The sequence below is a fragment of the Actinospica sp. genome (genome assembly GCF_035552695.1).
Lineage (GTDB): Bacteria > Actinomycetota > Actinomycetes > Streptomycetales > Catenulisporaceae > Actinospica.
This window is the reverse complement of the sequence record NZ_DASZKT010000032.1, coordinates 63,048-88,005: the sequence shown is the minus strand read 5'-3', so window position 1 is coordinate 88,005 and position 24,958 is coordinate 63,048. Positions and strand designations below refer to the sequence as shown.

Genomic DNA, 24,958 nt, shown 5'->3' with positions numbered 1-24,958 from the left:
GGATGTCCAACCTCGGTAGGGCGGGTGGGACTCGAACCCACGACCCAAGGATTATGAGTCCTCTGCTCTAACCGGCTGAGCTACCGCCCCTGGCGCTCCGGCGGAGGGGTTGTGCCCGGTTCTGTCCGGTATCAACCAATTCGCCCGCCGGATGCAAAACGTCTCCGGGGCGCGGGGCCACGGAGACGTTCTCGCGCTCCTGCAATAGGACTCGAACCTATAACCTGCCGGTTAACAGCCGGCTGCTCTGCCAATTGAGCTATGCAGGATTGGTGCACTTCAGCTTGGCCGATTGGCTTGCCACTCGACCTCGCGGGGACAACCTTAGCGCATTCAGGGGGGCGCGGGCCAACCGGGTTATCGGGGTGCGGCGAGGGGGTTTCTGGGAGGTGGCGGGGGCGACGGGGAGGGCGGCCGGTTTGAGGGGCGGCGGGCGGGGTATCCGGGGCGATGGTTCCTAACAGGATAAATCGTACTTTTGTGCTCTGATCTGAGGAGGCGCAGGTGAGCGCGAAGTTGGGGTTCGCGGCGGGGCTGGCCGCGGGGTTGTTGGCGGGTAGTCGTGCCGGACGGGGGCTTTACGACCGGTCCGCCGCGGCGGCATCCGCGGTGGTGCATGACACGCGGGTACGCCGCGGGGCCTCGACCGCGCTGCAGAAGGTCGGGAACGCGGGGTCTTCGGTGGCGGGGGCCGCGGCGCGGAAGGTGAAGAACCGCGGGAAGTCGGACGGCGAGGGCGAGTCGGCGGAGGGCAAGGACGGGGAGCCGGCGGCTCTGCGGCGTAGGACGAAGCGGCTGATGGGGGGAGTGCGCAAGCACGGCGTGCGGGTGAACGGGCACAGTGTGCGGATCGGGCGGCCGAACCTGCACGTCCATCGGTCGAACCACGCGAATCACTCGAACAACTCGCAGCACGAGGCGTACCACGGGGGGATGTCGGCGCCGTACGTGCAGCCGAAGCCGAAGAACGAGGGGGAGGGTGAGGCGACGACGAAGGAGTAGGGGGAGGGGAGAAACGAAGGAGCAGGGCTGGGGAAAGACGAAGGAGCAGGGCAGGGGAGGGACGAAAGAGTGGGAGAGGGGAGGCGGCGGAGGCTGGAAGGGGTGGGGCGGGAGCGCCCGCACTGGGGCGTCGTCGGCCGCGGTGCGGTGGATTCGCCGTCAGTTTGACGAGGTCGTCTGGTTGGCGCGGAGCGCCGTGGTCAGTGTCGCGGAGCGTGTTGCGGCCGTGGGGGTGGGTGAACGCGGGCGGGGCGGACGGGGCGGGGACGAGGAAGAGACGTCGTGGGTGCGCCGGGTGGGGGAGCTGGCGTAAGCCAGGTGGTGGGGATATGGGGATATCAGGTGGTGGGGGAGCACGCGTAAAAGGTGGTGGGGAGCACACGTAAACGGTGGCGGGGATATCAGGTGGTGGGGGAGCACGCGTAAACAGGTGGTGGGGTGTCGGGTAGTGGGATATCAGGCGTAAGCAGGTCGTGGGGAATCCAGGTCGTGGGGATATCAAGATCAAGCCGTGGGGGATGTACGGCCAAGGCCGGCGGCGCGGGTGGGGGCGCCGCCGGGGTTAGCGGAGGTAGTCCTTCAGCTGGTCGGCGTAACAGTGGCCGCGGAGCTTGGCGAGGGTCTTGGCCTCGATCTGGCGGATGCGCTCGCGGGTGACGCCGAAGGTGCGGCCGATCTCTTCGAGGGTGTGCGGCTCGCCGTCGGTTAGGCCGTAGCGCAGCTGTACTACGCGCTTCTCGCGCTCGCCGAGGGTGGAGAGCAGGGTGTCCAGGTGTTCCCTGAGCATCATTACGGCGACGGAGTCGGCGGGGGACTCGGCGTCGGCGTCCTCTATGAGGTCGCCTAGGGCCACGTCGTCCTCTTCGCCGACGGGGGCGTGGAGTGAGACCGGTTCCTGGGCGAGGCGGAGGACCTCGATGACGCGCTCGGTGGGGACGCCTAGGACTTCGGCGATCTGCTCCGGCGTGGGCTCGATGGAGTTGGCCTGGAGCAGGGCACGCTGCAGCCGCACGACGCGGTTCATCAGCTCGACGACGTGCACCGGTACGCGGATCGTGCGGGCCTGGTCGGCCAGTGCGCGGCTCATCGCCTGCCGGATCCACCACGTGGCGTACGTCGAGAACTTGTAGCCGCGCGCGTAGTCGAACTTCTCCACCGCGCGGATCAGGCCCAGGTTGCCCTCCTGGACGAGGTCCAGGATCGACATTCCGCGGCCGATGTAGCGCTTGGCGATGGAGACGACGAGGCGCAGGTTGGCCTCGATCAGCTTGCGCTTGGCGCTTTGGCCTTGGAGCACGAGCACGTGCAGGTCGCGGCGGTCCTCGGCGTGCAGGTCGAAGGTCGTCAGCAGCCTCTCGTCGGCGAACAGGCCGGCCTCGACGGCGCGGGCGAGCTCGACCTCCTGCACGGCGGTGAGCAGCGGGATGCGGCCGATCTCGCGCAGATACTGCCGGAACAGGTCGCCCGCGGGTCCCGCCGAGTCGGCCCACGCGGTCACGTGCGCCTCGGCGGCGGCCTCCTCCTTCTCGGTGGGCTGGGTCTCCTGCTCCTCCTGCTCCATCTCGGAGGGGTCGGGCTCACGCAGGCTCCGCGACTGCGCCTCGGTCCTCGCCAGCGGCAGTTGCACGACCTCCGCGAGCAGACCGCCGTTGAGGTCGGCCTGCTCGGCGTCGGGCGCCGCCTGCGCCTCGCCTGCCTGCTGCGCTACCTGTCCCTGTGCCATCAGCGGCTCCGGCTGAGTCTGCTCCGGAGGGTCGGCCGGCGGCTCCACGAGTCTGAGGATGCGCCCGTTCCGCGCCCCGGCTGGTGTGGCCCCCGGGGCGGGGGTGGTTGTATCAGGATCCGTCAACACTCGGGCGAGCGCGCCGTCCATCCGAACTCCGTTCGCATCAACGGCCAGCAGGCAGCGTGCGCGGGTGCTGCACCCGCTTGGGCCGCCGCACGCTCTGCCCCACTGGCGATCCTTGGCTCGCGCCGCCGGGCAGCTAGCTGGGACCGACGGCACTGTGGGTTCCTTGCGATAACACCCCTACCCCGGCGCGCGGAGGTTTGCGCCTCCGAAGCCGAGGAACTTTGCGTTATTTACCGGTGCAGGTGCGCGGATTCCGGGTCAATCCGGGTCACCGGGCGCGCCGGTTGTGCACCAGTGCGCGGTGATTGATCCCTTGCGGAGGCCCGGGTTCTACAGTCCGTAGCGGGATTTGAGTTGCGCGGCGTACTGTTGGTACTGCTGGAGCTGTCCGAACAGGGCCGCCTGCGCGTCCGGGTCCCCGGCGGCCCCGGCACGCAGCATCTGCGCGCGCAGCAAGGAGATCCGCCGCTCCACCGCGCTCAGCCGCACCGAGCTCATGCAGGTCTCGACGTATTGCTGTTCGACCTGGTCACGGTTCTTTGCCGAGCGCCGTACCTGCAGGGGTTCCACGAGCAGCTCGTTGATCATGCCGCGTACGCGGTCGTCCGGCGCGGACGTCATCACCTTTTCCCGGAACTCGTCCGCGGATCGGGCCGCCGCGCAGCCTCCGGCGGCCGCGATCGCCTGCGAGACGAGGGCGTGGCCGGGCAGGGTGAACTCCGCCAACTCGAGGTCGTCGAACAGCGCCCCGGCCGCGATCGGGTACTGCAGCGCGATCTTCAGCGCCTCGCGCTGCCGGTGCCGGTCCCGCGCGGGGACCTCGACGACGGGCGACGCCGCGGGCCCCGGGGCCGCGGCACGTTGCTGCGGTCCCGAAGAAACCGCGGCGCGGTCCCGGCGGGGCGCCGCGCGGCGGATCTCGGCGCGGACCACCTGTTCGTCGAGCCCGAGCCAGCCGGACAGCCGGAGCGCGTAGCCCTGTCGCAGCGCGTCGTCCCGAATGCCGGCGACGACCGGGGACGCGGCGCGCAGCGCCTGCACCTGGCCCTCGGGGGTGTTGAGGTCGTGCGCGGCGAGCTGGGTCTTGATCACGAACTCGAAGAGCTGCACGGGCGATTCGACGAGCGCGCGCACCGCCGCGTCGCCCTGGGCCATCCGCAGATCGCACGGGTCGAGGCCCTCCGGCTGCACGGCCACGTACGTCTGCGTCACAAACCTCTGGTCCTCGGTGAAGACGCGCAGCGCCGCCTTCTGCCCGGCCGAGTCGCCGTCGAAGGTGAACACGATCTTGGCGCTGAGGAACTGGTTCCGGTCCCCGGTCAGCCTTCGCAGTATCTTGATGTGCTCCTCGCCGAAGGAGGTGCCGCAGGTGGCGATCGCGGTGCCCTCGCCGGCCAGATGGCACGCCATCACGTCGGTGTAGCCCTCGACGACGACGGCCTTCTGCTGGCTGACGATGTCCCGCCGCGCGAGGTCCAGGCCGTAGAGCACGGATGACTTCTTGTAGAGCGGCGTCTCGGGCGTGTTCAGGTACTTGGGGCTGTTCTTGTCCTCGGACAGCCGACGACCGCCGAAGCCGATGATCTCCCCGCCGACGTCCGCGATGGGCCACATCAGCCGATTCCGGAAGCGGTCGATCAGGCCGCGCTGTCCCTGCGAGGCCAGGCCCCCCGTCGTCAGCTCCCGCTCGGTGAAGCCGCGCGTGAGCAGGTGCCGGATCAGGTTGTCCCAGCCGTCCGGCGCGTAGCCGATGCGGAACTTCTCCGCCGCGGACTGGTCGAAGCCGCGGCCGGCCAACAGTTCCCGGCCCACGCGCGCACCCGGCGCGGCCAACTGCTCACGGTAATACTGTGCGGCGACCTGGTTCGCCTCCAGCAGCCGCGCGCGTTCGCTGCTCACCGCACGCTTCGTATAGCCGCCCTCGGCATAGCGCAGCTCGATCCGGGCCCGCTTCGCCAGGCGTTCGACCGCCTCGTTGAAGGCGAGGCCCTCCACCTTCGTGATGAAGGTGATGACGTCGCCGCCCTCGCCGCATCCGAAGCAGTAATACATGCCGCGGGAGGGGGTCACGTTGAACGACGGCGACTTCTCGTCGTGGAAGGGGCACAGGCCCTTCAGGTTGCCGCCGCCCGCCGAACGCAGCTGCAGGTACTCGCCGATGACGTCAGCGATCGCCGACGCGTCGCGCACTGCGCGCACGTCCTCGTCCCTGATCCGCCCGGCCATGGGTCAGAAGCTTACTTCCCAGTACTGACAAGAAGCGTCCGGTACGTCGCGTATGCTCTCGCGTCCGTGTAGGTGGACACCTGGTCGATGAACACGCGCAGCCGTGCGCCGTCGTCCGGTGCGCTCGCGTACGTCTCGGCGAACGGCGGGTCGAGCAGGTCGGGGCGATTGCTCAGCCGGGCCACGAGGTCCTTGATCAGATCGCTCTGCGTCCGGCGCAGCGTCAGAGCCCGATCCGTCTCCATCACGTACCGCGCCGCGACCGCTTTGAGTAGCTCGCACTCCAAGCGCACCTGGCGGGGCACGATCAGCCGCGCCGCGTAGCGCTGGTGCGGGCCGGGGCCATGTTCATCCTTCGTCGCCTGCACCACCGGTCGGCAGAAGCGGCCGATCAGCTCGCTCGATGTGCGCTTGAGGCGGGCCTGCGCGGTGAATGAGCCGTCGAAATCGGTCGGCCACCACTCCACGGACTGCAGGCGGTCGAGGGTTTCGGCGAGTTCCTCGGTGGAGGCGTCGGGGGCGTAGCCGAGAGTCCGCTGGAACAGTCCGTCGCGCTCCGCGTCCGCCTTCAGGACCCGAAGATCCAACTGCCCGGACACGATCGCGTCCTCGAGATCGTGCACCGAGTACGCCACGTCGTCCGACCAGTCCATGATCTGCGCCTCGAAGCACTTGGCCTCGGCGTATTCCGTCGGCGTCGCGGCGCGCACCCAGCGGAAGACGGGCAGGTCGTCGCGGTACGTGCCGAACTTGCGCAGGCCCTCGCGGCGCCGCCACGGGTACTTCGTCGTCGCGTCGAGCAGCGCGCGGGTCGCGTTGATGCCGACGGACCGGCCGTCCGGCGTGATGATCTTCGCCTCGAGGCGGCTCATGATCCGCAGGTTCTGCGCGTTGCCCTCGAAGCCGCCGATGTGGCCGCACACGTCGTCGAGCGCGGCCTCGCCGGTGTGTCCGAACGGCGGGTGGCCCAAGTCGTGCGCCAGGCAGGCCGCCTCGGCGAGGTCCGGGTCGGCGCCGAGCGCCCCGGCGATCTCCCGGCCGATCTGCGCGACTTCGAGGGAGTGGGTCAGCCGGGTGCGCGGGAAGTCGGACTCGCCGGGGGCGACCACCTGGGTCTTCCCGGCGAGCCTGCGCAGCGCGGCGCTGTGCAGGATCCGCGCGCGGTCCCGCTGGAACGGGGTGCGGTCGGTCGCGCCCCGCTTCTCGCCGCTGACCGGTTCGACGGCGTACCGCTCGATGTCCGAGGGCTCATAGTTCACGGTCTAAAGCTATCGCCCCTGGCTAGACCTGCCGCCGAACGCGACGAGGACGAGCGCCAGCGCCGCGCCGACGAGCAGGGTCACGGCCGCGCCGCGCAGATTGGTCGTGCCGACCGCGCTGACGACGGCCACGCCGAGCGCCGAGCCGGCCTGCCGGGCGGCGTACAGCGCGCCCTGGCCGGTCGCCGCGTAGCGTTCGGGCGCCGCGATCGAGATCTCGGAGGTGACGGCGGGCACGACCTGGACCGCGGCGAGCGAGAACAGCAGCGCGCCGACGACGTACACCCACAGCGGCGCACTCGAACCTACGGCCACGAACACGGCCGCGGCCAGGGCGTACAGCGCGAATCCGGTGACCTGCACCCGCCTTGCTCCAAAGCGGGCCACGGCGCGCGCGGTGAACGGCGGCACCATCGAGCAGGGCAGCGCGGCCGGGACGAAGAAGAGGCCTGTCTCGAGCGGGCTGAGGTGGCGGACGGTCTGCAGCCAGATCGCGAGTAGGAACCAGAGCCCGTACCACAGGAAGTTCGTCACCAGCGCGGAGCCGAGCGCGGTGCGCACCCGGGCGAGCGCGAACAGCACCGGCGGCAGCGCGGGCGCCGCGGCACGCCGTTCCACCAACGCCAGGGCGACGAATGCGAGCACTGATACTGAGAGCGCGGCGAGCACGGCCGGGTTCGTCCAGCCCGCGGAGCCCGACTCGATCAGGCCGAAGGTCGCGGCGCCGAGGCCCACGATGGAGAGTGTCAAACCCGCCGCGTCCACGGCCTGCCGCGGGCCGCGCTCCGGCTCGCCGATACCGCGGATGAGCCGGAAGCCGAGCAGCGCGAACGGCGGGTTCACCAGGAAGATCAGCCGCCAGGCGTCCGGCGAGTCGAGGCCGAGCAGCAGGCCGCCGAAGCCGGGTCCGGCGGACAGCCCCAGCGTGGTCACGGCCGCCCAGCTGCCGACCGCGCGAACCCGGCGGGCGGGATCCGGGTAGAGCACGCGCAGCAATGCCAGGCTCGCGGGCATCAGCCCGGCCGCGCTCACGCCCAGCAGCGCGCGTCCGGCGATCAGCGTCCCGGCGTTCGGAGCCACCGCGCAGAGCACTGAGAACACGGCGAAGGTGAGCAGCGCGCCGCGGAACACGCGGCGTGACCCGAGCCGGTCGGCGAGGGCGCCGGCCGCGAGCAGCAGACCGCTGACGACGACCGTGTACGCGTCGGCGGTCCAGGGCAGCGCGGCGGGCGAGGAGTGCAGGTCGGCACCGATCCGGGGGAGGGCGACGTTGAGGACGGTGGCGTCGAAGTTGACCAGCAGCAGGCCGATGGTGATTCCGAAGAACCGGCGTCGGGCCTTCGGATCCGTGGTTTCCGCCGTGGCAGCGTGCGGCAGCGAGATCGTCGTCATGCTTCGAGGATCGGGATCTCGGCAGCGCGCCGACAGGCCGGGATTCCGATGGGGCTATCGGAGGTTCCGATGGCCGTGTGATAATGCCCCGTATGCAGGCTCGGCACTTACGCGCATTCCTGGCGGTGCTCGATTGCGGCGGGATCGCCGCGGCCGCCCAACGGCTCGGATTCGCCCAGTCCAGCGTCAGCGATCAGCTTCGCGGCCTGGAGCAGGAGCTCGGCGTGGCCGTGCTGCACCGTACCAGCACCGGCACCGCGCCGACGCCCGCCGGGGAACTGCTCGCACCGCTGGCCCGCGCGTGGCTGGACCTCGACGAGCGGCTGCGCCGGGAGGTCGCCGGGGCCAGGCCGCGGCTGCGCATCGGCGTCGTCGAGTCGCTGTCCACGGAGTGGCTGCCCGACCTGCTGACAGCCCTCGAACTCGGTGCCGCCGGTCCCGGGTTCAGCGTCGAGTCGGTGCTGACCGTAGGCATGCGCCACCAGATCGCGGACGACCTCGCGGCCGGGCGCATCGACGTCGGGTTCATCTTCGACAACGGCAACCCGACCGCGCTGCCGCACACCACGATCGGCCAGGACCAGGTCGTGCTCGTCGCTGCCCCCGATCATCCCCTTGCCCGCACCGGGAGTCCGCTGACCCGGGACGTGCTGATGGATGCCGAGTTCATGGTCGCGGACCACGGCTGCACCTCGCAGTACCTGCTGGACCAGTACGGCCGCGACGTCGGCCCGTTCACCCGGGTCGGGATGCTCACCGGCTCGACCGCGACGCTGCGCCGGATCGTGGCCAACGGCCGGGGAATCACCATGGTGCCGCGCTTGGTCGTGGCCCGCGAACTCGCCGACGGCGACCTGGTGGAGCTCGAACTCGCCCCGGAGTGCTCGCTGCGGTTGGCCCGGGTCGGCATCGAGGCGCGCTGGCAGGCGCGTCTCGGCTCGCTCTCCGAGCCCCTGCATGCCCTCGTGCGCCTGGCCCGCCGGCACACGCCGTTCCCCGCGCCGGAAGCGTCGGCCGCCGTCGAACCGTCCGTTGCAGCAGCTTGAAAAGGCACAGCAATCAGCACGGCAATTTGAGCGGCATCAAGGTTTAATCATGTGACGTCAGTGATCTGACGTCTGCTTGCTGTGCAATTCCAGGTTAGTTTGCCCGATTCCATCACGTTATAGACGCGCTTGACCGTGCCTTGACTCGATCATGAGCCCGACAGGCGCAATTGTGACTCCGGGGTGGCGCGGGGTAGCTCAGTGGGAGCACTTCTTCACCCTGCGAGATGAAAACATGTTTTGATTTTACCGATTCTTCACAGCTCGAGGATAGACTCCTGACTCGTTTGACGAGCACACCCGAATTTGATCACACACTCGCGTCGCATGGTGGTGCCGACGCGGGCGATGAGCTGTCTCAAGAGCCCTGTGGGGGGCTTCAGGCTGCGCGAAAGGGTGGGGAAGCAGGCATATGACCGTTCTCGAAGACAGGCCGCGTCCGAAACCGTTGCTGGCCGGGCATCAGGACGCGGACACCGGCATGCTGCCGATCATCGCGCCGGACGACCCGATCGCCGCGCCGGCGACGGAGGTGGCGCAGTGGGCGCTCTGGTTCAGCCGCATCGGGCTGTTCGCGGTCGCCGTGGTCATCGCGGTCGAACGCCCGGGGCCCTGGCTGCCCGCGGCGGCGTTCGCCTTCGCGCTCGGCCTCGCGTGGGTGGCGGGTTGGCGCGGCCGGCAGCTGCGCAACATCGCCTTCGCGCTGGCCGTGTTCACCAGCGGCGTGAACTATCTGTCGTGGCGGTTCACCGTGATAGCGATCGGCGGGCATCCGCTGCCCGGCTGGATCATCGGCATCCCGCTGTACCTCGCGGAGATGCACGCCGCGATCCACACCATGGGCCTGCACATCGGCCTGTGGCCGCGTAATCCGCCCGCCGAGCCCGAGGCGTACTACGGGCGCCGGTTCGTGCCGGAGGAACTCCGCGTCGACCCGTTCCGCTACCCGGTCTACGTCTTCGTGCCGACCGTGGACGAGGGCGAGGAGGTGCTGCGCCCCACCCTCACCGGGATCCGGGCCGCGCGGGACGCCTACCTGGCTCAGCACCCGTACACCGATATCGTCGTCGTGGTCTGCGACGACGGCTACGTGGCCAAGAGGGACACCGTCCCCGAGATCTCCGCGCTGTGCGAGGAATTCGGCGTGCTGCACGTGGTGCGCACGATCGGCGGCGGCGCGAAGGCGGGCAACATCAACAACGCCCGCACAGCGGTCGGCGCGGAGGGCGACGTGCTGCTGTGCATCTTCGACTGCGACCAGATCCCGCGCGAGGACTTCTTCCTCAAGCTGATCCCGGGCTTCGACGACCCGGACGTCGGCTGGGTGCAGTCCGGCCAGTTCTACGGCAACCGGAAGAACCCCGTCGCGCGCTGGGCGGACGACCAGCAGTCGCTGTTCTACCGGCTGCTGTGTCCCGGCAAGGCGGCGCACAACGCGGCGTTCATCTGCGGCACCAACTTCCTGATGCGCGCCACGGCGATCGACTCCATCGGCGGCATCCCGACGGGTTCGATCACCGAGGACTTCGCCGCGTCGATCCGGATGGCCGCGAACTGGCGGTCGGTCTACTTCACCGGCATCCTCGCCGTAGGCCTGGGACCGCTGGACCTCGCCTCGTTCTTCAAGCAGCAGGACCGCTGGGCGCGCGGCACGCTCAACATCTTGTGGGACCACTGGCGCGATCTGCTGCTGCCCGCGCCGAAGGGCAAGAAGGGCCTGACGGCCCAGCAGCGCGCGCACTACCTGCTGGCGACCACGCACTACTGGTGCGGAGTCCGGGACCTGATCTTCTGCATCGCGCCGATCCTATTCGTGCTCACCGGGATCAGCGGCGTACGCGGCGCCACGGCCACCGACTTCCTGCTGTACTTCGTGCCCTACTTCGCGCTGTCCATCGCGGGCTTCTGGCATGCCGCCTGGGACATCACGAGCTGGCGCTGCATCATCATCAACTACGGCTCGTTCCCGGTGCTGCTGCAGGCCGCGTTCCGGGTCGTGATCGGCCGCAAGGGCGACTTCACGCTCACCCCGAAGAAGCGCGGCACCATGTCGCCCTGGCGCACCGCGCAGCTGCACCTGATCGTCGTCGCGGGCTGCCTCGTCGCGATGGTGAAGCTGGCGCTGCGGCCGGGCGGATCGGCGTACTGGCTGGCCGGATTCTGGCTGCTGTACCTGTGCGTGATGTCCGGGATGCACATGATCCTCGTGGTCCTGGACACGCGCCAGGCCCGCCAGGAGCGCCGTGAGGCGGAGTTGCACGGCGGCGAGGTGCCGCTGGAGGCGCTGATCCCGCGGCCGGACCAGCACCAGCGTCGGCACCGCACTCCGCGCCCCGCGCGTCGGCTGCCGAAGCCGCGGACGGCCTTCGCGGGGGTCGTGGTCGGCGGCGCGATGCTGTTCGTGCTCGACACCAGCGCCGTCAGCGCCTCCTCGGCGCCGCTGCACCTCACGGCCGCCGCGCTGCCCGCGCACCCGTATATCGGTGTCGGCGCGCTGGCCACGCCGTACGGCGGCACCGGGGTCGAGGCGATCGAGAAGCAGTTGGGCGTCACGTTCGAAACCACCGCCCGGACACAGGAGATAGGTGACTCCTTCGACTACGGCTGGGCGGACTCGATCGCGGCGAACGGCGGAGTGCCGTGGCTCACGATCGTGTTCTCGAACAACGGAAAGGCGAGCCTGACCTCGGCGCTGACCGCGATCGCGAACGGCAGCGACGACAACCAGATCAACACGTGGGCGCGGGAGATCGCGGCCTACGGCAGGCCGCTGTATCTCACGGTGCTGCCGCAGACCGACCGCAACTACTCGGCCAGTTCGGGTGTCGCCAACGGCGGCATCCCGCAGGACGTGCCGCGTGCCTGGGCACGTATCAGAAACCTGTTCACGCAGGCCGGAGCGACGAACGTCTCGTGGGTCTGGACGCCCGCCGACCCCGGCGACGACCAGCTGTACACCCCGCCCGCGAGCCAGGTCGACGCGGTCGCGCTGACCCTGGCCGAGTTCCCGAAGACGACCTGGGTCGACCCGGCGAAGGAGCTGGCCGCGGCGGCTGCGCGGCACCCCGGCAAGCAGTTGATGCTCCAGGTCTCGCTGGACGGAACCCCTGCCCAGCGCGTCGCCTGGCTGAAGAAGCTGCAGGTGGCGGTGGCCGCGCGGGACGACGTGGCCGCGGTGGTGTACCAGGAGGCCGGTCCGGTGAGCGACCTGACCGGCAAGGACGCCAAACCCTGGGCGCTGACCGCGGACAAGCAGACTGTGGCCCAGTTCCAGAACCTGGCCGCGGCGATGACGAAGGTGGGCAACCGATGACCGTCACGCCGACTGAGGGCGTGGCTCGTGTCGCCACGCCCGTCCCCACCGTCATCCACACCGTCGACCCCGCGTCCTACGTCGGCCCGAGCCCGTGGCAGCGCTTCACCGCGAATCGCTTCGGGCACTGGCTGATCGGGCGACTGCCGCTGATCGCGGTACTCGCGCTGCAGGTCGCGCTGGCGACCCGGCTGCACAACACGGCGTTCGAGGACGAAGCGCTGTACCTCTACGCCGGTCACCACGAGATCGCGTGGCTGCTGCACCATCAGACCACGTACGACAACTACTCGACGTACTTCTCGGGCGCGCCGTTCCTGTACCCGGTCCTCGGCGCGGCGGCGGACGGCTTGTTCGGGCTCGAAGGTGCCCGCGCGCTGAGCCTGATCTTCATGCTCGGCGCGACGTGCTGCGTGTGGGGCGTGACGAGGCGGCTGTACGGACGGCCGGCGGCTGCGTGCGCGGCGGCACTGTTCGCGGTCGCCGCGCCGACGCTGTTCCTGAGCAGGCTCGCCACGTACGACCCGATGTCCTTGTTCCTACTCGCGTTCGCGTTGTGGATCGTCGTCGCGACCGCACGCGGCATGGCCCCGCTCGTGCTGCTCGCCGTTCCGCCGGCCGTGCTCGCGGTCGGCACGAAGTACGCGGGCCTGATGTTCGTCCCGACCATCGCCCTCGTCGCGGTGTTCGCGGGCAGGTACGGCGGCCGCGTGAAGGTCACCGGCGAGGCGCGGCGGCGGGGCTGGATCGCGTCGATCGGCAGAGGCCTGCTGTTCACGCTGTCCTTCGCGGGCCTCGTGTACGGCTGGCTCAAGATGCTCGGCCCCTCGTACGTCGCGGGCATCACCTCGACGACCACGAACCGGGCCAGCGGCGGCGACTCGATCGGCTACATACTGAAGATGGCCGCGGAACTGGGCGCGGGTGTCACGATCCTCGCATTCGCCGGCGTCTGGGTCGACGCGCGGCTGGCGCGAAGAAACGGCGAGACCCGCGCCGCCATCCTCGTCCGCGTGCTGCTGAGCCTGGCGCTGGCGTTCACGGCGCTGCTCGCGCCCGTGTACCAGGTGCACCTGCACACGGCCACCTCCCTGCAGAAGCACGTCGGCTTCGGCCTGCTCTTCGCCTCCCCCGTGGCCGGCGTCGCGCTCGCCGGCCTGCTCCGCATCGGCGCCCGCGATCCGCGCCGCCTCTTCGCGGGCATCATGGTCTGCCTGGCCCTGACCTGGGCCGCCATCGTCCAGTCCACGCAGCTGTACGGCGGCTGGCCCGACTCCAGCCAGATGGTCTCCGACCTCAAGACGCAGGTCCGCCCGGTGACCGACCGCATCCTCGCCGAGGAGGACGAGGTCCCGAGGTACTATCTCAGCGACCTGACGCAGCCGTACCAGTGGTACAGCACCTTCTCGTTCACGTACACCACCAAGAAGGGCCAGGTCCTCAGCGGCATCCCCGCGTACCAGCAGGCCATCGCCGACCAGTACTTCGGCCTCGTAGTCCTCCGCTTCGGCCCGACGGCCGGCCTCGACAACACGATCGACGGCCCGCTCATGGCACAGAAGGGCTACACGCTGATCGCGAAGGTCAAGGACAGCGACCAGTACGGGACGGGGTACTACTGGATCTGGCGGTCGGACACTTCGTGAGCTCTTTGGTTTCGTGCGCCCTCTGATTCAGTGTGCTCATTCGAACCTCGCGTTGTCGGATCGGGTGAGCCGGCTGAGGAACGGCAGGGTGCCGCTGATCAGGACGAGCGCGGCGAGCAGGCCGAGGGCCATGGTCAGGTAGTAGGAGCTGCCGGGGCCGGGGATCGGCGTGCCCGCCGGGGCCACCTTCGTGGCGGCGACGACGGCGAGGCCGTAGCCGGCGGCGATGGCGAGGACGGTGGCCGCGGCGAGCGGGAGCAGCGCCTCGAGCAGCACGACCTTGTACAGCGTGCGGACCGGGGTTCCGGTCAGCCGGAGCAGGGTGAAGGGGCGCTTGCGCTCGACGAGGCTGCCGCCCGCCGCGACGGCGAGGCTGCATCCCGCGACCAGCAGGGTGAGCACGACGGCGATGTTCATCATGCGCTGCACGATGTTGCTGACCTGCGCCCGAGCCTGCACGGACTCGCCGAACGTGCGCGGGGCCATGCCGGACTGGGAGAGCGGCGTGTGCGTCACCAGGAACGTACGCACGAGCTCCAGCGTGGTCGGGTCGTCCACCCTGACGAGCACGCCGCGCAGATACAGGGTGCTGAGATCTTGGGTGGCCGCGGGAAGTGCGGGTACTGCGATCGGCTGTGCGCTGTCCTTCGGGTTGTCACTGGTCAGGTTGCTGGTATCGGCCTCGATCGTCGTCCGGCCGGGCGCGCACGTGCCGAATGCGGGCAGTTGGGCGAGGGCCGCGCAGCTGAGGGCGGAGTCGTATGAGTCCTGCGGGGGCGGCACGCTGGCACCGGGCTTCAAGGCCGAGCCCCCGGAATGCGGCGGGCCGACCGGAATCTGCGCGTCGCTCGGCAGCGAGTAGTAGGGCACGACCGCGACGCCGTGGAAGGCCTGCAGTTGCTGGACGATCGCGGCTCCGGTGGCCGGTGTCAGACCGAGCAGACCGGAAGGGGTGTTCGCGTTCTTGTTCGGCGAGCCGCCGGTGCAGTTGACGTCGTTGCCGCACACGGGGGAGTAGTAGAAGGTGTCGAGCAGCACGTTCGAGAGCGCGGTGGCGGTCGGGGTGGCCGTCGTCTCGTTGACCGTCGGCATCAGACCGGCGAGCATCGAGCCCAGGAACACCGCGAGGATCAGACCGCTGACGGCACGGAACGCGGCCTTCGGAGTGTCCGCGAGCCGTCGGGCCGCGAGCAACGAGGGCGCCGAGCCGGTCCGTCGCGCCAGCAGCCGGGCCGCCGTCGCGGTCAGCCATGGCCCGGCGACGACGAGCCCGATCAGTGTGAGCAGCAGCCCCGGGTACACGCCGACGCCAAGCTGTTGCCGGGTCGTCGCGGCCACGCCGTAGACGAACAGCGCGACTCCGAGCAGGAGCGGGATCACGCGCACGACGCTGGGCCGCGGAGGCGTCTGCCTGCGCGTGACACCGAGCGGGGAGATCCGTACCCGTCGCAGCGAGATCAGCGAGGCGACCGCCGAGGCGAGCGGCACACACACCAGCAGCGCGAGATATCCGAGCGCGGTCGGCGTGACGGCGTACGAGAAGTACTTCGTGCCGAACAACACCATGTCGGCCAGCAGCGGTCGCAGCAGGACGAAGAGCAGCATTCCGAGCAGCGTCCCTGCCAGAGCGCTGACACTCGCGTCGACCGACGAGATGACGGCGATCTGCCGGTTGGTCGCGCCGACCAGACGCAGCGCCGCGTAGCGCTCCTCGCGTCGCGTGGCCGCGAGCCGCGTCGCCATGCCGATCAGAATGAGGATCGGGAGCACGAACGCGACCGCGCCGACCGCGAAGGCGTAGCGGAAGTAGTTCGTCCACACGCTGGTCTGCGCGCCGCTCGAGATCGTCGAGACCTGAATCGTCGCGGGCCGCACGGCCAGCTGCGAGGGGCTGTAACCGACGTAGACGACCAGGGCGTCCGGGCCGGTCAGAGCCTTGTCGCCGATGGTGCCCTCTCGAACCCCGGGGAACCGGTCGCCCAGCTGGTCACCCGGAGTGGAGGCGATGAGCGCGGCCAGCGCGGGCGACGCGTAGTACTGTCCGGCGCCTGGCAGGGAGCTGATGCCCGGCGGCAGCGGTGCGTTCGGCCCGAGGGCGGCGACGTCGAGTTGATCGATCGTCTGCCCCCGGAAAATCGTCTCGCTGTAGTTCCACAGCTCGCTCCGCGCCTCGGGGCCGGTGGTCTTGTACGTGTACGAAGATCCGGTGGTGACGGCGGCGCCCAGCGTGCTCTGCCAGCGCGGCTGGTTGTTCGTGTACTGAAACGCATGGAAGTCGGCCAGCACGGCCAACAGGATGGTGACGCCGGCCGCGACGGCCGCCATGGTCACCAGGAGGCGGGTGAGCGCCTCCTTGCCGCTGCGCAGCGTCAGGCGTAGACCGAGCCGGTACATCAGTGTGCCACCTCGAACTCGGTCAGCGCGGAGACCTTGCCGTCGCGCACCATGACGGTCCGCTCGGCGCACGCGGCCACCCGGGCGTCGTGCGTGACCAGCAGCACGGTCGTGCCCTCGGCGCGGGCCGTGGCCACCAGCAGATCCATCACGGTCTCGCTGGTCAGCGAGTCGAGCGAGCCGGTGGGTTCGTCCGCGAACAGCACCTTGGGGCGCGGCGCGAGCGCCCGGGCTATGGCCACCCGCTGCGCCTGGCCGCCGGACAGTTCTCCGGTGCGCCGCGTGCCGAGACCGCCGAGGCCCAGCCGCTCGAGCCAGGAATCAGCCCGCTGGTACGCCTCCTTGCGTCGGACCTTTCCGAGGAGCAGCGGCATGGCGATGTTGTCGGCGACCGTCAGTTCCGGGATCAGCTGCCCGAACTGGAAGACGAAGCCGAACGCGGTGCGCCGCAGTTCGGTGCGCCGCCCGTCGCTGAGTGTGTCGATGCGCTGCCCGTCGAAGCGCACCTCGCCCTGGTCGGGCGTGTAGATGCCGGCGAGGCAGTGCAGCAGGGTCGACTTGCCCGAGCCGCTCGGGCCCATCACCGCCAGGATCTCGCCGGTGCCCACGGCGAGGTCGGCGCCGCGCAGCGCCGGGGTCTGGCCGAAGGCGCGGTGCAGGTCGTGCGCTTCGAGGATGGCGCGGCGCGTGGCGCTCGGGCCGCCCGCGGGATCCGCCGCGGTCAGGTCTGTGCTCATGGCTTGCGTACCATTTCTCTCAGAGCGCCGAGCCGCGCCTCGGTGGCGTCGATCCAGCGCAGATCCGCTTCGAGGTGGAACAGGCCGTAGTCGGCGAGCAGTACGTCCATCGTCGCGCCGCCACGCCGCATTTCGGTCAATTCGCGCATGCGCCGCAGATGCGCGCCGCGTTGCGCGTCGAGATATCGGGCCGCGTCCCGGCCGAGCATGAGGGCGAGCACGACCTTCGCGAAGAACACCGACTGCAGGTGCGGTTCCGGCGCGGCCGGCTCGGCGAGCCAGGTCGCCACCTCGGCCCGTCCCGCTTCGGTGATGGTGTACCGCTTCCGGTCCGGGCCGTCGCCCGGCTCGCTCGCCCCGACGGTGACCTTCCCGTCCCGGGCCAGTCGGCCGAGCGTCGAGTACACCTGCCCGAACGGCAGCGGCTTGTCCTTGCCGAAGAACTCGTCGTAGTCCCGCTTCAGGTCGTACCCGTGGCTGGGCTCGCGGTCGAGCAGCCCGAGCAGGGTCAGAGGAACGCTCACGTGGCCAGTATGCACTCGGTGTATACGCCGGGTCAATAGAGTTCTGACCTGGGGATATGCCAGGAAGGGCAGGTCTGGCTAGGTGATCTTCGGAAACTACGCGACGGCGGTCGTCCGGGCCCGGCGGTGCTGGATGAGGAGCTCTCCGAGGGCGGTGCACTGATGCAGGACGGTGCGGCCGGTGCGGGTGGAGGCGATGAGCCCGGCGGCGCGAAGGGAGGTGGCGTGGGCGGAGGCGGTGGCGTTGCTGATCTTGAGGCTGCGCGCGAGATCGCCGGTCGTGTGGGCCTCGGTGAGCAACAGCAGGGCGCGGTGGCGGGTGTGGCCGATGACGTCGGCGAGGGCTTGGTCGGTCTGCTGCGCGGCCTCGCCGAGCAGTGCGGCGCCCGGGCCCGCGGGGTACGCGATGACCAGCGGGCGTTCGGCGGCCCGGGTGACGTACGTGTGCGCGGCGCCGTGGAAGTGCGGCAGCAGCACGATGTCGCGGTCACGGACGCGGTCTTGGTCGCGGGCCTTGTGCTCGTGTCGCCGTTCGTCGGCCCGGAAGCAGTCGATCTCCAGGGTGTCGCCGTCGAGGTGCGCGTGCGGGAGGGCGGCGAGAGCGTGGGCGATACCGTACTCGGCGACCGCGAGCGCGTGCCGGGTGAATTCGCCGCGATGCAGGTCCTCGACGACCTGCCAGCGCGGGGCGAGTACGGCGTCGAAGGCCCGGCGTTGTGCCACGCTCGGCCGGTCCCACGCCTCGGCACCGCCTCGCCGCACCTCCTCGATCAGGTCACGCAGCGGCAGGGCGGACGGCAGCGCGTGCAGCAGTGCGTGCGACTGGAGACGGCGCCAGCGGACGGTGAGCGGATCGCCGTCGACGCGTGCGAGATTCAGTAGTGCGAGATTGAGTTCGAAGAGCGGCGCGGGCCGCGTCGCGAAACGGATGTGGCCGAAATCCTGCGTGCTGAAGCGGATGCGCATTGGAGCATTCCCCGTGATTCACGGCGCCCGGATCCCCATCCGGGCGCCCCCCGTGCTTTCACCAGGAGCGTAGCCAAGATCCGGTGCGTTGTCACGGGTGCTGCCACGAGGGCTACCGCAGCGACAGCAGGAAATTCGAATTCCCGTCGACGCGCTTGCGGAATTCCTGCGCGCCCACGGGATGGTCCTTGAGCGTGTAGTCCTTGCCGTTCGTATCGAAATCGAAGTAAACCAGGGCCTTGACCGTCTTCGGGTTCGCGGCGGCGAAGTCGAAGACGAGGTCCATGGCGGCCGCGGTGTCCGGCTGGGGCAGGGCGGGGGCCCACTCGGCGACCATCAGTGGCTTGTCGTGCTGCACGGCGAACTTCGCGGTGTCGGTGAGCCCGCCGGGGCCGCTCATGATGAACGAGGTGACCGCGCTCTGCGGGTACGCGTCGATGCCGAGCCAGTCGACGTACGCGTCGCCGGGGTACCACGCGTCCGGGCTGCGGCCGCCGGGGCCGTTCCACAGCGTGGGGCACCAGACGAAGGCGGCGTTCGTCGCACCCTCCGACTGGAAGACCTGGTACACGTGCCGCCACCCGGCTATGAACTGGGCCGTGGTCACCGCGGGCAGATTCCAGTCCGGGTACCAGCTCGCGTTCATCTCCCAGTCGAGGCGTACGAACACCGCGCCGCCGAAGTTCTTCACCGCGAGCGCCTGGGCCTTGAGGTACGCGTCCTTGCTGCCGTCGGTGATCTGGCCGCCGGTCATCGGCAGGTTCCAGGAGATCATCGGCGCCATGTCCGAGCGCGACTTGGCGTTGGTGAGGATCGGCTGGACGGCGCCGTCGGGGGTCGTCCACTGGTCGTAGATCGCCGGATGCGCACCGCCGGTCAGGCCCGCCGCCGTGTCGAACGCGTCGAGTCGGCCGATGTCGGTGGAAACGCCGAGGTACACGCTCCCGTCGGCCGGCTCGTACTTCGCCCCGGCGTCTCCGCTGTTACGCGGCCCCCACGCCGACCAGGCGCCGACGCCAAGACATGCGACCACCGCGATTGTGATCAGGATCCTTAGGCGTCGGCTCACCCGGTCATTGTGCCGCAAACTCAGCCGCGCGGGTTACGCACAGCCGCCCTGGCCGCCTCGAGCCGCGCCACCGGCACGCGGAACGGCGAGCACGACACGTAGTCCAGGCCGACATCGTGGAAGAAGTGGACGGATTCGGGGTCGCCGCCGTGCTCCCCGCACACGCCGAGCTTGAGCGCCGGACGGGTCTTGCGGCCCTCCTCCGAGGCGAGCTGCACGAGGCGGCCGACGCCGTCGCGGTCCAGCGTCTCGAACGGGCTGACGCCGAAGATGCCCCGGTCCAGGTACGCGGAGAAGAACGCCGCCTCGACGTCGTCCCGGGAGAAGCCCCACGTCGTCTGCGTCAGGTCGTTGGTGCCGAAGGAGAAGAACTCGGCGGCCTCGGCGATCTGACCGGCGGTCAGCGCGGCGCGCGGCAGTTCGATCATCGTGCCGATCAGGGCACGGATGTCGGCGCCGGTGGTCTCGGTGACCTCGTCGAGCACGGCGTGCGCCTCGTCGCGGATGATCTCGAGCTCCTGCACGGCGCCGACGAGCGGCACCATGATCTCCACGCGGGCCACGCCGCCGGCCTTGGCGACCTGCGCCGCCGCCTCGGCGATCGCGCGGACCTGCATGATGAACAGCCCAGGGACCACGAGGCCGAGCCGCACGCCGCGCAGGCCGAGCATCGGGTTCTGCTCGTGCAGCTTGTGCACGGCCTGCAGCAGACGCAGGTCCGCCTCGTTGTCCTCGCCGCGCGCCTCGGCCACGGCGACGCGCACGGACAGCTCGGTGAGGTCCGGCAGGAACTCGTGCAGCGGCGGGTCGAGCAGCCGGACGGTGACCGGAAGGCCGCCCATCGCCGTCAGAATCCCGACGAAGTCCTCCCGCTGCATCGGCAGCAGTTCGGCGAGGACCTTCTGCCGCTCGGAGTCGTCCTCCGCGAGGATCAGCCGCTCGACCAGAGCGCGCCGTTCGCCGAGGAACATGTGCTCGGTGCGGCACAGGCCGATGCCCTGCGCGCCGAAGCGCCGGGCGCGCGCGGCGTCGTCCGGGTTGTCGGCGTTCGCACGGACGTACAGTGCGCGCTTCTCGTCGGCCCAGGTCATGATCCGGTGCACGGCCTTGACCAGCTCACCGGCGCGCGCCGAATCGGCGCCGAGCCGTCCTTCGAAGTACTCGACGACGGGGGAGGGGGCGACCGGGACCTCGCCGAGGTAGATCGCGCCGGTCGACCCGTCGATGGACACGACGTCGCCCTCTTCGACCACGACCCCGTTGGGCGCGGTGAACCGGCGCGCCTTCGTGTCGACGTCGAGCTCCTCGGCGCCGCATACGCAGGTCTTGCCCATGCCGCGTGCCACGACCGCCGCGTGCGAGGTCTTGCCGCCGCGCGAGGTGAGGATTCCCTGCGCCGCGATCATGCCGCCGAGGTCGTCCGGGTTCGTCTCCCGGCGGATCAGGATCACCCGCTCGCCGGAGCGCGACCACTTCACCGCCGTGTACGAGTCGAACACCGCCTTGCCGACGGCCGCGCCGGGCGAGGCGTTCATGCCCGTGGCGATGCGCTTGGGCGAGCTCGTGAGGTTGAACTGGGGGAACATCAGCTGCGCCAGCTGAGCCCCCGTCACCCGGTCAAGCGCCTCGTCGGCCGTGATGACCTGCTCGTCGACGAGGTTGTTCGCGATCAGGAACGCCGCCGCGGCCGTTCGCTTGCCGACGCGGGTCTGCAGCATCCACAGCTTGCCGCGCTCGATGGTGAACTCGATGTCGCACAGGTCCCGGTACTGGCCCTCGAGCACCTTCATGATGCGCATCAGCTCGTCGTACGAGGCCTTGTCCAGGTCCTCGAGCTCCTGGAGCGACAGGGTGTTGCGGATGCCCGCGACCACGTCCTCGCCCTGGGCGTTCGCCAGGTAGTCGCCGTACACGCCGGAGTGCCCGGTCGCCGGGTCACGGGTGAACGCCACGCCGGTGCCCGAGTCGGGACCGAGGTTGCCGAAGACCATCGAGCAGATGTTGACGGCGGTCCCGAGGTCGTGCGGGATCCGCTCCTGACGCCGGTAGAGCTTCGCGCGCTCGGTGTTCCACGAGCCGAAGACCGCGTTGATCGCCAGGTCCATCTGCTCGCGCGGGTCCTGCGGGAAATCCCGGCCGGCCTGCTCGTGCACGATCGCCTTGTACGCGTCGACCAGCAGCGCCAGGTCGGCCGCGTCCAGGTCGATGTCGCTGGTGACGTTCTTGGCGCGCTTCGCGGTGTCCAGCGCCTCCTCGAAGTGCTCCCCGTCGATGTCGAGCACGGTCTTGCCGAACATCTGGATCAGCCGCCGGTAGGAGTCCCAGGCGAACCGCTCGTCGCCCGCCACCCGCGCCAGGCCCGAGACCGAGAGGTCGGACAGGCCGATGTTCAGCACCGTCTCCATCATGCCCGGCATCGAGAACTTCGCGCCGGACCGCACCGAAACCAGCAGCGGATCGGACGGATCGCCCAGCTTGCGGCCCATCTGGGCCTCGAGCGCGGTCAGGTAGACCGAGACCTGCTCGTCCAGCCCCTGCGGCGCGGCCCCGGCCGCCAGATACGCACGGCAGGCGTCCGTACTGATCGTGAATCCGGGCGGCACCGGCAGACCGAGGTTCGTCATCTCGGCGAGGTTCGCACCCTTCCCGCCGAGCAGATCCTTCATGTCCTTGTGGCCCTCGGTGAAATCAAACACGTATTTCGGTGCCTGAGGGGACGGCTGATCGAGCGTCGGCACGTGGGGCTCCCTGAAGTCCTCGCGTACGGAAAAAGGTTGCTGACCCGCACGACCAGCAACCCTGTTGACGTCTATAGACACTACTCGCGGGTAGAAAGACTGTCGACGTGAGAGGCCACACGTCGAGCCGTGAGACCCTGGAAGAGTGACGTCCTCTCTCAGCTTCGGCCGCTATGCCGTCGACCCGCCGGTGGTCCTAGCGCCCATGGCCGGGATCACCAACGTCGCCTTCCGGCAGCTGTGCCGCGAACAGGGCGCGGGCATCTACGTCTGCGAGATGATCACGACGCAGGCGCTGGTCGCCCGCAACCCGAAGACGTACCGCATGATCGAGTTCGGCGAGCAGGAGAAGCCCCGCTCGCTCCAGCTCTACGGCGTCGACCCGGCCACCGTGCGCAAGGCCGCCGAGATGGTCGTCGCGGAGAACCTCGCAGACCACATCGACGCCAACTTCGGCTGCTCCGTCAAGAAGGTCACCCGACGCGGCGGCGGCTCGGCGCTGCCCTGGAAGCGGCAGCTGTTCCGGCAGATCGTCCGGGCGATGGTCGAACCCGCCCGCGACGCCGGCATCCCCGTCACCATCAAGATGCGCAAGGGCATCGACGACGACCACCTCACGTTCGTCGAGGCCGGCCAGATCGCCCAGGAGGAGGGCGTCACCGCCGTCGCGCTGCACGCCCGCACCGGCGAACAGCGCTATTCGGGCGAAGCCGACTGGGAGTCGATCGCCCGGCTCAAGGAGGCCGTCGACATCCCGGTCCTCGGCAACGGCGACATCTGGGAGGCCGACGACGCCCTGCGCATGATGCGCGAAACCGGCTGCGACGGCGTCGTCATCGGCCGCGGCTGCCTCGGCCGTCCCTGGCTCTTCCGCGACCTCGCCAACGCCTTCGCCGGCCGGCCCGAACGGACCATGCCCGCGCTCGGCGAGGTCGCGAAAATCATGCGACGCCACGCGGAGCTCCTCGTACAGTGGCTTGAGGACGAACGCGAAGGCGTCACAGGGTTTCGGAAGCACGTGGCGTGGTACTTGAAGGGCTTCCCGGTCGGCACTGATCTGCGCCGGGGTATGGCCATGGCCTCGAGCCTGATGGAACTCGACGACCTGCTCGGCAAGCTCGACCAGGACGCCCCGTTCCCGACCGAGGTCCTGGGCAAGCCCCGCGGCCGGACCAACTCGCCGGCGCGCGTCGTCCTGCCCTACGGCTGGCTCGACAACCGCGACGACGACACGGTCCCGGACGGCGCCGAGCTCGACGACTCGGGTGGCTGAGCAGGCGTGACCTGGGGTGACGGGCGCGGGGAGAGCGCACGTCACACTTTTGGTGACAGCTGGTGCACACTTGTGCGCACAGCGTTACCTTAGGGAGGTGCGTGTGACGAGGACGGGCCGCAGATACGCGGGCGTGTTCGCGGCGGGGGCGGTGGCGGCGCTGTCGGCTGCGTGTGCGCAGGCCCCGGCCGATCCGCCGCTGATCCAGCCGACCACCGCGACGGCCTCGCACCAGGACCAGCGGATCACTCTCCCGGTGACGGTCGCCGTGGCCTTCCACCACCCCGTGCTGGCCGACCGCACCGAGTACGCCGTGCTGTTCACGGTCCAGCAGGCGATGCGCTCGATGGTCCAGGCGGAGTACACCGGCTCCGGCAAGTCCACCGAACTCGCCGATTACTGGACCGGTCCCGGGCTGACCGAGGTGAGTACGCAGATAAAGCAGTGGACCGGGCACCAGCAGCAGCCGGTCGGCACGATCGTGCTCGAGACCACGCAGTACACCCCGGCCAAGGGCGGACGCTCGGCGAAGGTCGACTTCTGCGCCGACTGGTCGCACGTGGTCCGCGGCGAGTCGCGCACCCACGTGGTCGGCGCGGCGGTCCAGGCGAAGAGCGTTCGTTCGACCTACGAGCAGCTGGGCGTGGCCCGCCAGTCCGACCGGCGCTGGAAGGTCGATTCGCTCACCCTCACGCCGAACGCGCCGCAGTGCCCGAAGGGCTGATGCAGCGCCCGAAGGGTTGATCCGGCGTCAGGTTCAGGGGTTGGTTCAGGCGTCGGGTGACGATCTCCGCTAGCCGCGCCGTCCGGGGTCCGCGCGGCGCTCCGGGACGGCGGTGATCAACATGTGCGGCGAGGTGGGCATCGTCGGGCCAGTGGGCGGGAACTTGAAGCGCTCGGCGGACTTCACGGCGAGCCCGGCGGGGGCGATGGCCTTCGTGAGGTCGCGCGAGCAGTGGCAGCCCGCGCCGATCCACGGCCAGACCGTCGCGTCCAGGGCCCGCTGCACGCCGGCGAGCTTCCGACCGTCGGCGCGCACGTGCTCGAGCAGCCGCACCTCGCCGACCTCGCTGCCCTCCTGCCGGCGCAGCACCGAACGCAGCTGGGCGAGCGCCGCGCACTGATCAGGGACCGAACACAGCACGAGCGAGCACACCGCGGCGTCGAACTGGCCGGCGAAGGACGACAGATCCTCCGCGACGCCGTCCACCACCTCGACCGGCACCGAGGCCTCAGCCGCCGCCTGCCGGGCCAGCTCGCGCATCCGCGCCTCCGGCTCGACCGCGACCACCCGCTCGACCTCCGGCGGGTAGTGCGTGAAATTGAGCCCGCTGCCCGCGCCGATCTCCAGCACCTGGCCGGACAGCCCCGCCAGGAAACGGTCCCGGTACGCCGCGAACCCGCCCCGGTCCATCGCCGCCGCGCGCCCCGGGTACCAACTCGCGAACACCCGGTGCCGCTTGCGGTCGCTGCGCGGCGCGTCCTCGCTCGTCGGATCCTGCTGCCTGCCCATGCCGCCGA

17 protein-coding genes and 2 tRNA genes are annotated in these 24,958 nt (G+C 69.9%); 6 read left to right on the top strand and 13 right to left on the bottom strand.

What is annotated here, in order from left to right; translation table 11 throughout:
* Window positions 1-16: 16 nt before the first annotated feature.
* Together VG296_RS05735 and VG296_RS05730 are read right to left on the bottom strand one after the other, a co-directional pair.
* Window positions 17-90, bottom strand: a tRNA-Ile gene (locus VG296_RS05735).
* A gap of 106 nt (window positions 91-196) precedes the next feature.
* Window positions 197-269, bottom strand: a tRNA-Asn gene (locus tag VG296_RS05730).
* Between the two features lie 235 nt (window positions 270-504).
* Between VG296_RS05730 and VG296_RS05725 the strand changes: the two genes are divergently transcribed.
* Window positions 505-1,002 (top strand): hypothetical protein, encoded by a 498-nt coding sequence (locus VG296_RS05725; RefSeq protein ID WP_325563823.1) that lies wholly within the window; start codon window positions 505-507, stop codon window positions 1,000-1,002.
* Window positions 1,003-1,564: 562 nt separating this feature from the next.
* On the opposite strand, the gene VG296_RS05720 is transcribed toward VG296_RS05725, so the two are convergent.
* The 4 genes from VG296_RS05720 to VG296_RS05705 form a co-directional block, all read right to left on the bottom strand.
* A complete protein-coding gene (locus VG296_RS05720) occupies window positions 1,565-2,725 on the bottom strand; it encodes an RNA polymerase sigma factor (protein WP_325563821.1) in 1,161 nt (386 codons plus the stop codon).
* A gap of 459 nt (window positions 2,726-3,184) precedes the next feature.
* Window positions 3,185-5,080 (bottom strand): DNA primase, encoded by a 1,896-nt coding sequence (gene dnaG, locus VG296_RS05715; RefSeq protein WP_325563820.1) that lies wholly within the window; start codon window positions 5,078-5,080, stop codon window positions 3,185-3,187.
* A gap of 11 nt (window positions 5,081-5,091) precedes the next feature.
* Window positions 5,092-6,339: a deoxyguanosinetriphosphate triphosphohydrolase gene (locus tag VG296_RS05710; protein ID WP_325563819.1), complete on the bottom strand. Its 1,248-nt coding sequence runs from the start codon at window positions 6,337-6,339 to the stop codon at window positions 5,092-5,094.
* Between the two features lie 9 nt (window positions 6,340-6,348).
* Complete coding sequence (locus tag VG296_RS05705; protein WP_325563818.1) at window positions 6,349-7,731, bottom strand: MFS transporter; 1,383 nt, start codon at window positions 7,729-7,731, stop codon at window positions 6,349-6,351.
* A gap of 92 nt (window positions 7,732-7,823) precedes the next feature.
* Between VG296_RS05705 and VG296_RS05700 the strand changes: the two genes are divergently transcribed.
* From VG296_RS05700 to VG296_RS05690, 3 genes are all read left to right on the top strand, one after another.
* On the top strand, window positions 7,824-8,777 hold the full coding sequence (locus VG296_RS05700; protein ID WP_325563816.1) for a LysR family transcriptional regulator: 954 nt from the start codon (window positions 7,824-7,826) through the stop codon (window positions 8,775-8,777).
* A 412-nt stretch (window positions 8,778-9,189) separates the two neighbouring features.
* On the top strand, window positions 9,190-12,090 hold the full coding sequence (locus VG296_RS05695) for a glycosyltransferase family 2 protein (protein WP_325563814.1): 2,901 nt from the start codon (window positions 9,190-9,192) through the stop codon (window positions 12,088-12,090).
* On the top strand, window positions 12,087-13,736 hold the full coding sequence (locus VG296_RS05690; RefSeq protein WP_325563812.1) for an ArnT family glycosyltransferase: 1,650 nt from the start codon (window positions 12,087-12,089) through the stop codon (window positions 13,734-13,736). The genes VG296_RS05695 and VG296_RS05690 overlap by 4 nt, the downstream gene beginning before the upstream one ends.
* Before the next feature lie 36 nt (window positions 13,737-13,772).
* On the opposite strand, the gene VG296_RS05685 is transcribed toward VG296_RS05690, so the two are convergent.
* The 6 genes from VG296_RS05685 to ppdK all read right to left on the bottom strand — a co-directional run bounded on the left by VG296_RS05685 (window position 13,773) and on the right by ppdK (window position 22,164).
* The gene (locus tag VG296_RS05685; protein WP_325563810.1) at window positions 13,773-16,130 is read right to left on the bottom strand and encodes an FtsX-like permease family protein; all 2,358 of its coding nucleotides are present in this window, start codon (window positions 16,128-16,130) and stop codon (window positions 13,773-13,775) included.
* Window positions 16,130-16,867: an ABC transporter ATP-binding protein gene (locus VG296_RS05680; RefSeq protein ID WP_325563808.1), complete on the bottom strand. Its 738-nt coding sequence runs from the start codon at window positions 16,865-16,867 to the stop codon at window positions 16,130-16,132. The genes VG296_RS05685 and VG296_RS05680 overlap by 1 nt, the downstream gene beginning before the upstream one ends.
* The gene (locus tag VG296_RS05675; protein WP_325563806.1) at window positions 16,864-17,391 is read right to left on the bottom strand and encodes a PadR family transcriptional regulator; all 528 of its coding nucleotides are present in this window, start codon (window positions 17,389-17,391) and stop codon (window positions 16,864-16,866) included. Before VG296_RS05675 ends, VG296_RS05680 begins: the two co-directional genes overlap by 4 nt.
* 96 nt (window positions 17,392-17,487) lie before the next feature.
* Window positions 17,488-18,357 (bottom strand): winged helix-turn-helix domain-containing protein, encoded by an 870-nt coding sequence (locus VG296_RS05670; RefSeq protein ID WP_325563804.1) that lies wholly within the window; start codon window positions 18,355-18,357, stop codon window positions 17,488-17,490.
* Window positions 18,358-18,469: 112 nt separating this feature from the next.
* Entirely contained in the window at window positions 18,470-19,426 is a 957-nt protein-coding gene (locus VG296_RS05665) for a glycoside hydrolase family 26 protein (protein ID WP_325563802.1), read from the bottom strand.
* Between the two features lie 20 nt (window positions 19,427-19,446).
* On the bottom strand, window positions 19,447-22,164 hold the full coding sequence (ppdK, locus tag VG296_RS05660) for a pyruvate, phosphate dikinase (RefSeq protein WP_325563800.1): 2,718 nt from the start codon (window positions 22,162-22,164) through the stop codon (window positions 19,447-19,449).
* Window positions 22,165-22,309: 145 nt separating this feature from the next.
* Between ppdK and dusB the strand changes: the two genes are divergently transcribed.
* Window positions 22,310-23,437 (top strand): tRNA dihydrouridine synthase DusB, encoded by a 1,128-nt coding sequence (gene dusB / locus VG296_RS05655; protein WP_325563797.1) that lies wholly within the window; start codon window positions 22,310-22,312, stop codon window positions 23,435-23,437.
* 103 nt (window positions 23,438-23,540) lie between these two features.
* The gene (locus tag VG296_RS05650) at window positions 23,541-24,161 is read left to right on the top strand and encodes a hypothetical protein (RefSeq protein WP_325563795.1); all 621 of its coding nucleotides are present in this window, start codon (window positions 23,541-23,543) and stop codon (window positions 24,159-24,161) included.
* 69 nt (window positions 24,162-24,230) lie between these two features.
* Here the strand turns inward: VG296_RS05650 and VG296_RS05645 are convergent, their stop codons facing one another.
* Window positions 24,231-24,950, bottom strand: a complete 720-nt coding sequence (locus tag VG296_RS05645) for a class I SAM-dependent methyltransferase (protein ID WP_325563793.1) — start codon at window positions 24,948-24,950, stop codon at window positions 24,231-24,233.
* Between the last annotated feature and the right edge of the window lie 8 nt (window positions 24,951-24,958).

Excerpts from the sequence above, each read along its gene's own strand:
- VG296_RS05685 (WP_325563810.1), bottom strand. The coding sequence starts at position 16,130 with ATGTACCGGCTCGGTCTACGCCTGACGCTGCGCAGCGGCAAGGAGGCG.
- VG296_RS05705 (WP_325563818.1), bottom strand. The coding sequence starts at position 7,731 with ATGACGACGATCTCGCTGCCGCACGCTGCCACGGCGGAAACCACGGAT.
- VG296_RS05690 (WP_325563812.1), top strand. The coding sequence starts at position 12,087 with ATGACCGTCACGCCGACTGAGGGCGTGGCTCGTGTCGCCACGCCCGTC.
- dnaG (WP_325563820.1), bottom strand. The coding sequence starts at position 5,080 with ATGGCCGGGCGGATCAGGGACGAGGACGTGCGCGCAGTGCGCGACGCG.
- VG296_RS05720 (WP_325563821.1), bottom strand. The coding sequence starts at position 2,725 with ATGGCACAGGGACAGGTAGCGCAGCAGGCAGGCGAGGCGCAGGCGGCG.
- VG296_RS05680 (WP_325563808.1), bottom strand. The coding sequence starts at position 16,867 with ATGAGCACAGACCTGACCGCGGCGGATCCCGCGGGCGGCCCGAGCGCC.
- VG296_RS05695 (WP_325563814.1), top strand. The coding sequence starts at position 9,190 with ATGACCGTTCTCGAAGACAGGCCGCGTCCGAAACCGTTGCTGGCCGGG.
- VG296_RS05645 (WP_325563793.1), bottom strand. The coding sequence starts at position 24,950 with ATGGGCAGGCAGCAGGATCCGACGAGCGAGGACGCGCCGCGCAGCGAC.
- VG296_RS05700 (WP_325563816.1), top strand. The coding sequence starts at position 7,824 with ATGCAGGCTCGGCACTTACGCGCATTCCTGGCGGTGCTCGATTGCGGC.
- VG296_RS05670 (WP_325563804.1), bottom strand. The coding sequence starts at position 18,357 with ATGCGCATCCGCTTCAGCACGCAGGATTTCGGCCACATCCGTTTCGCG.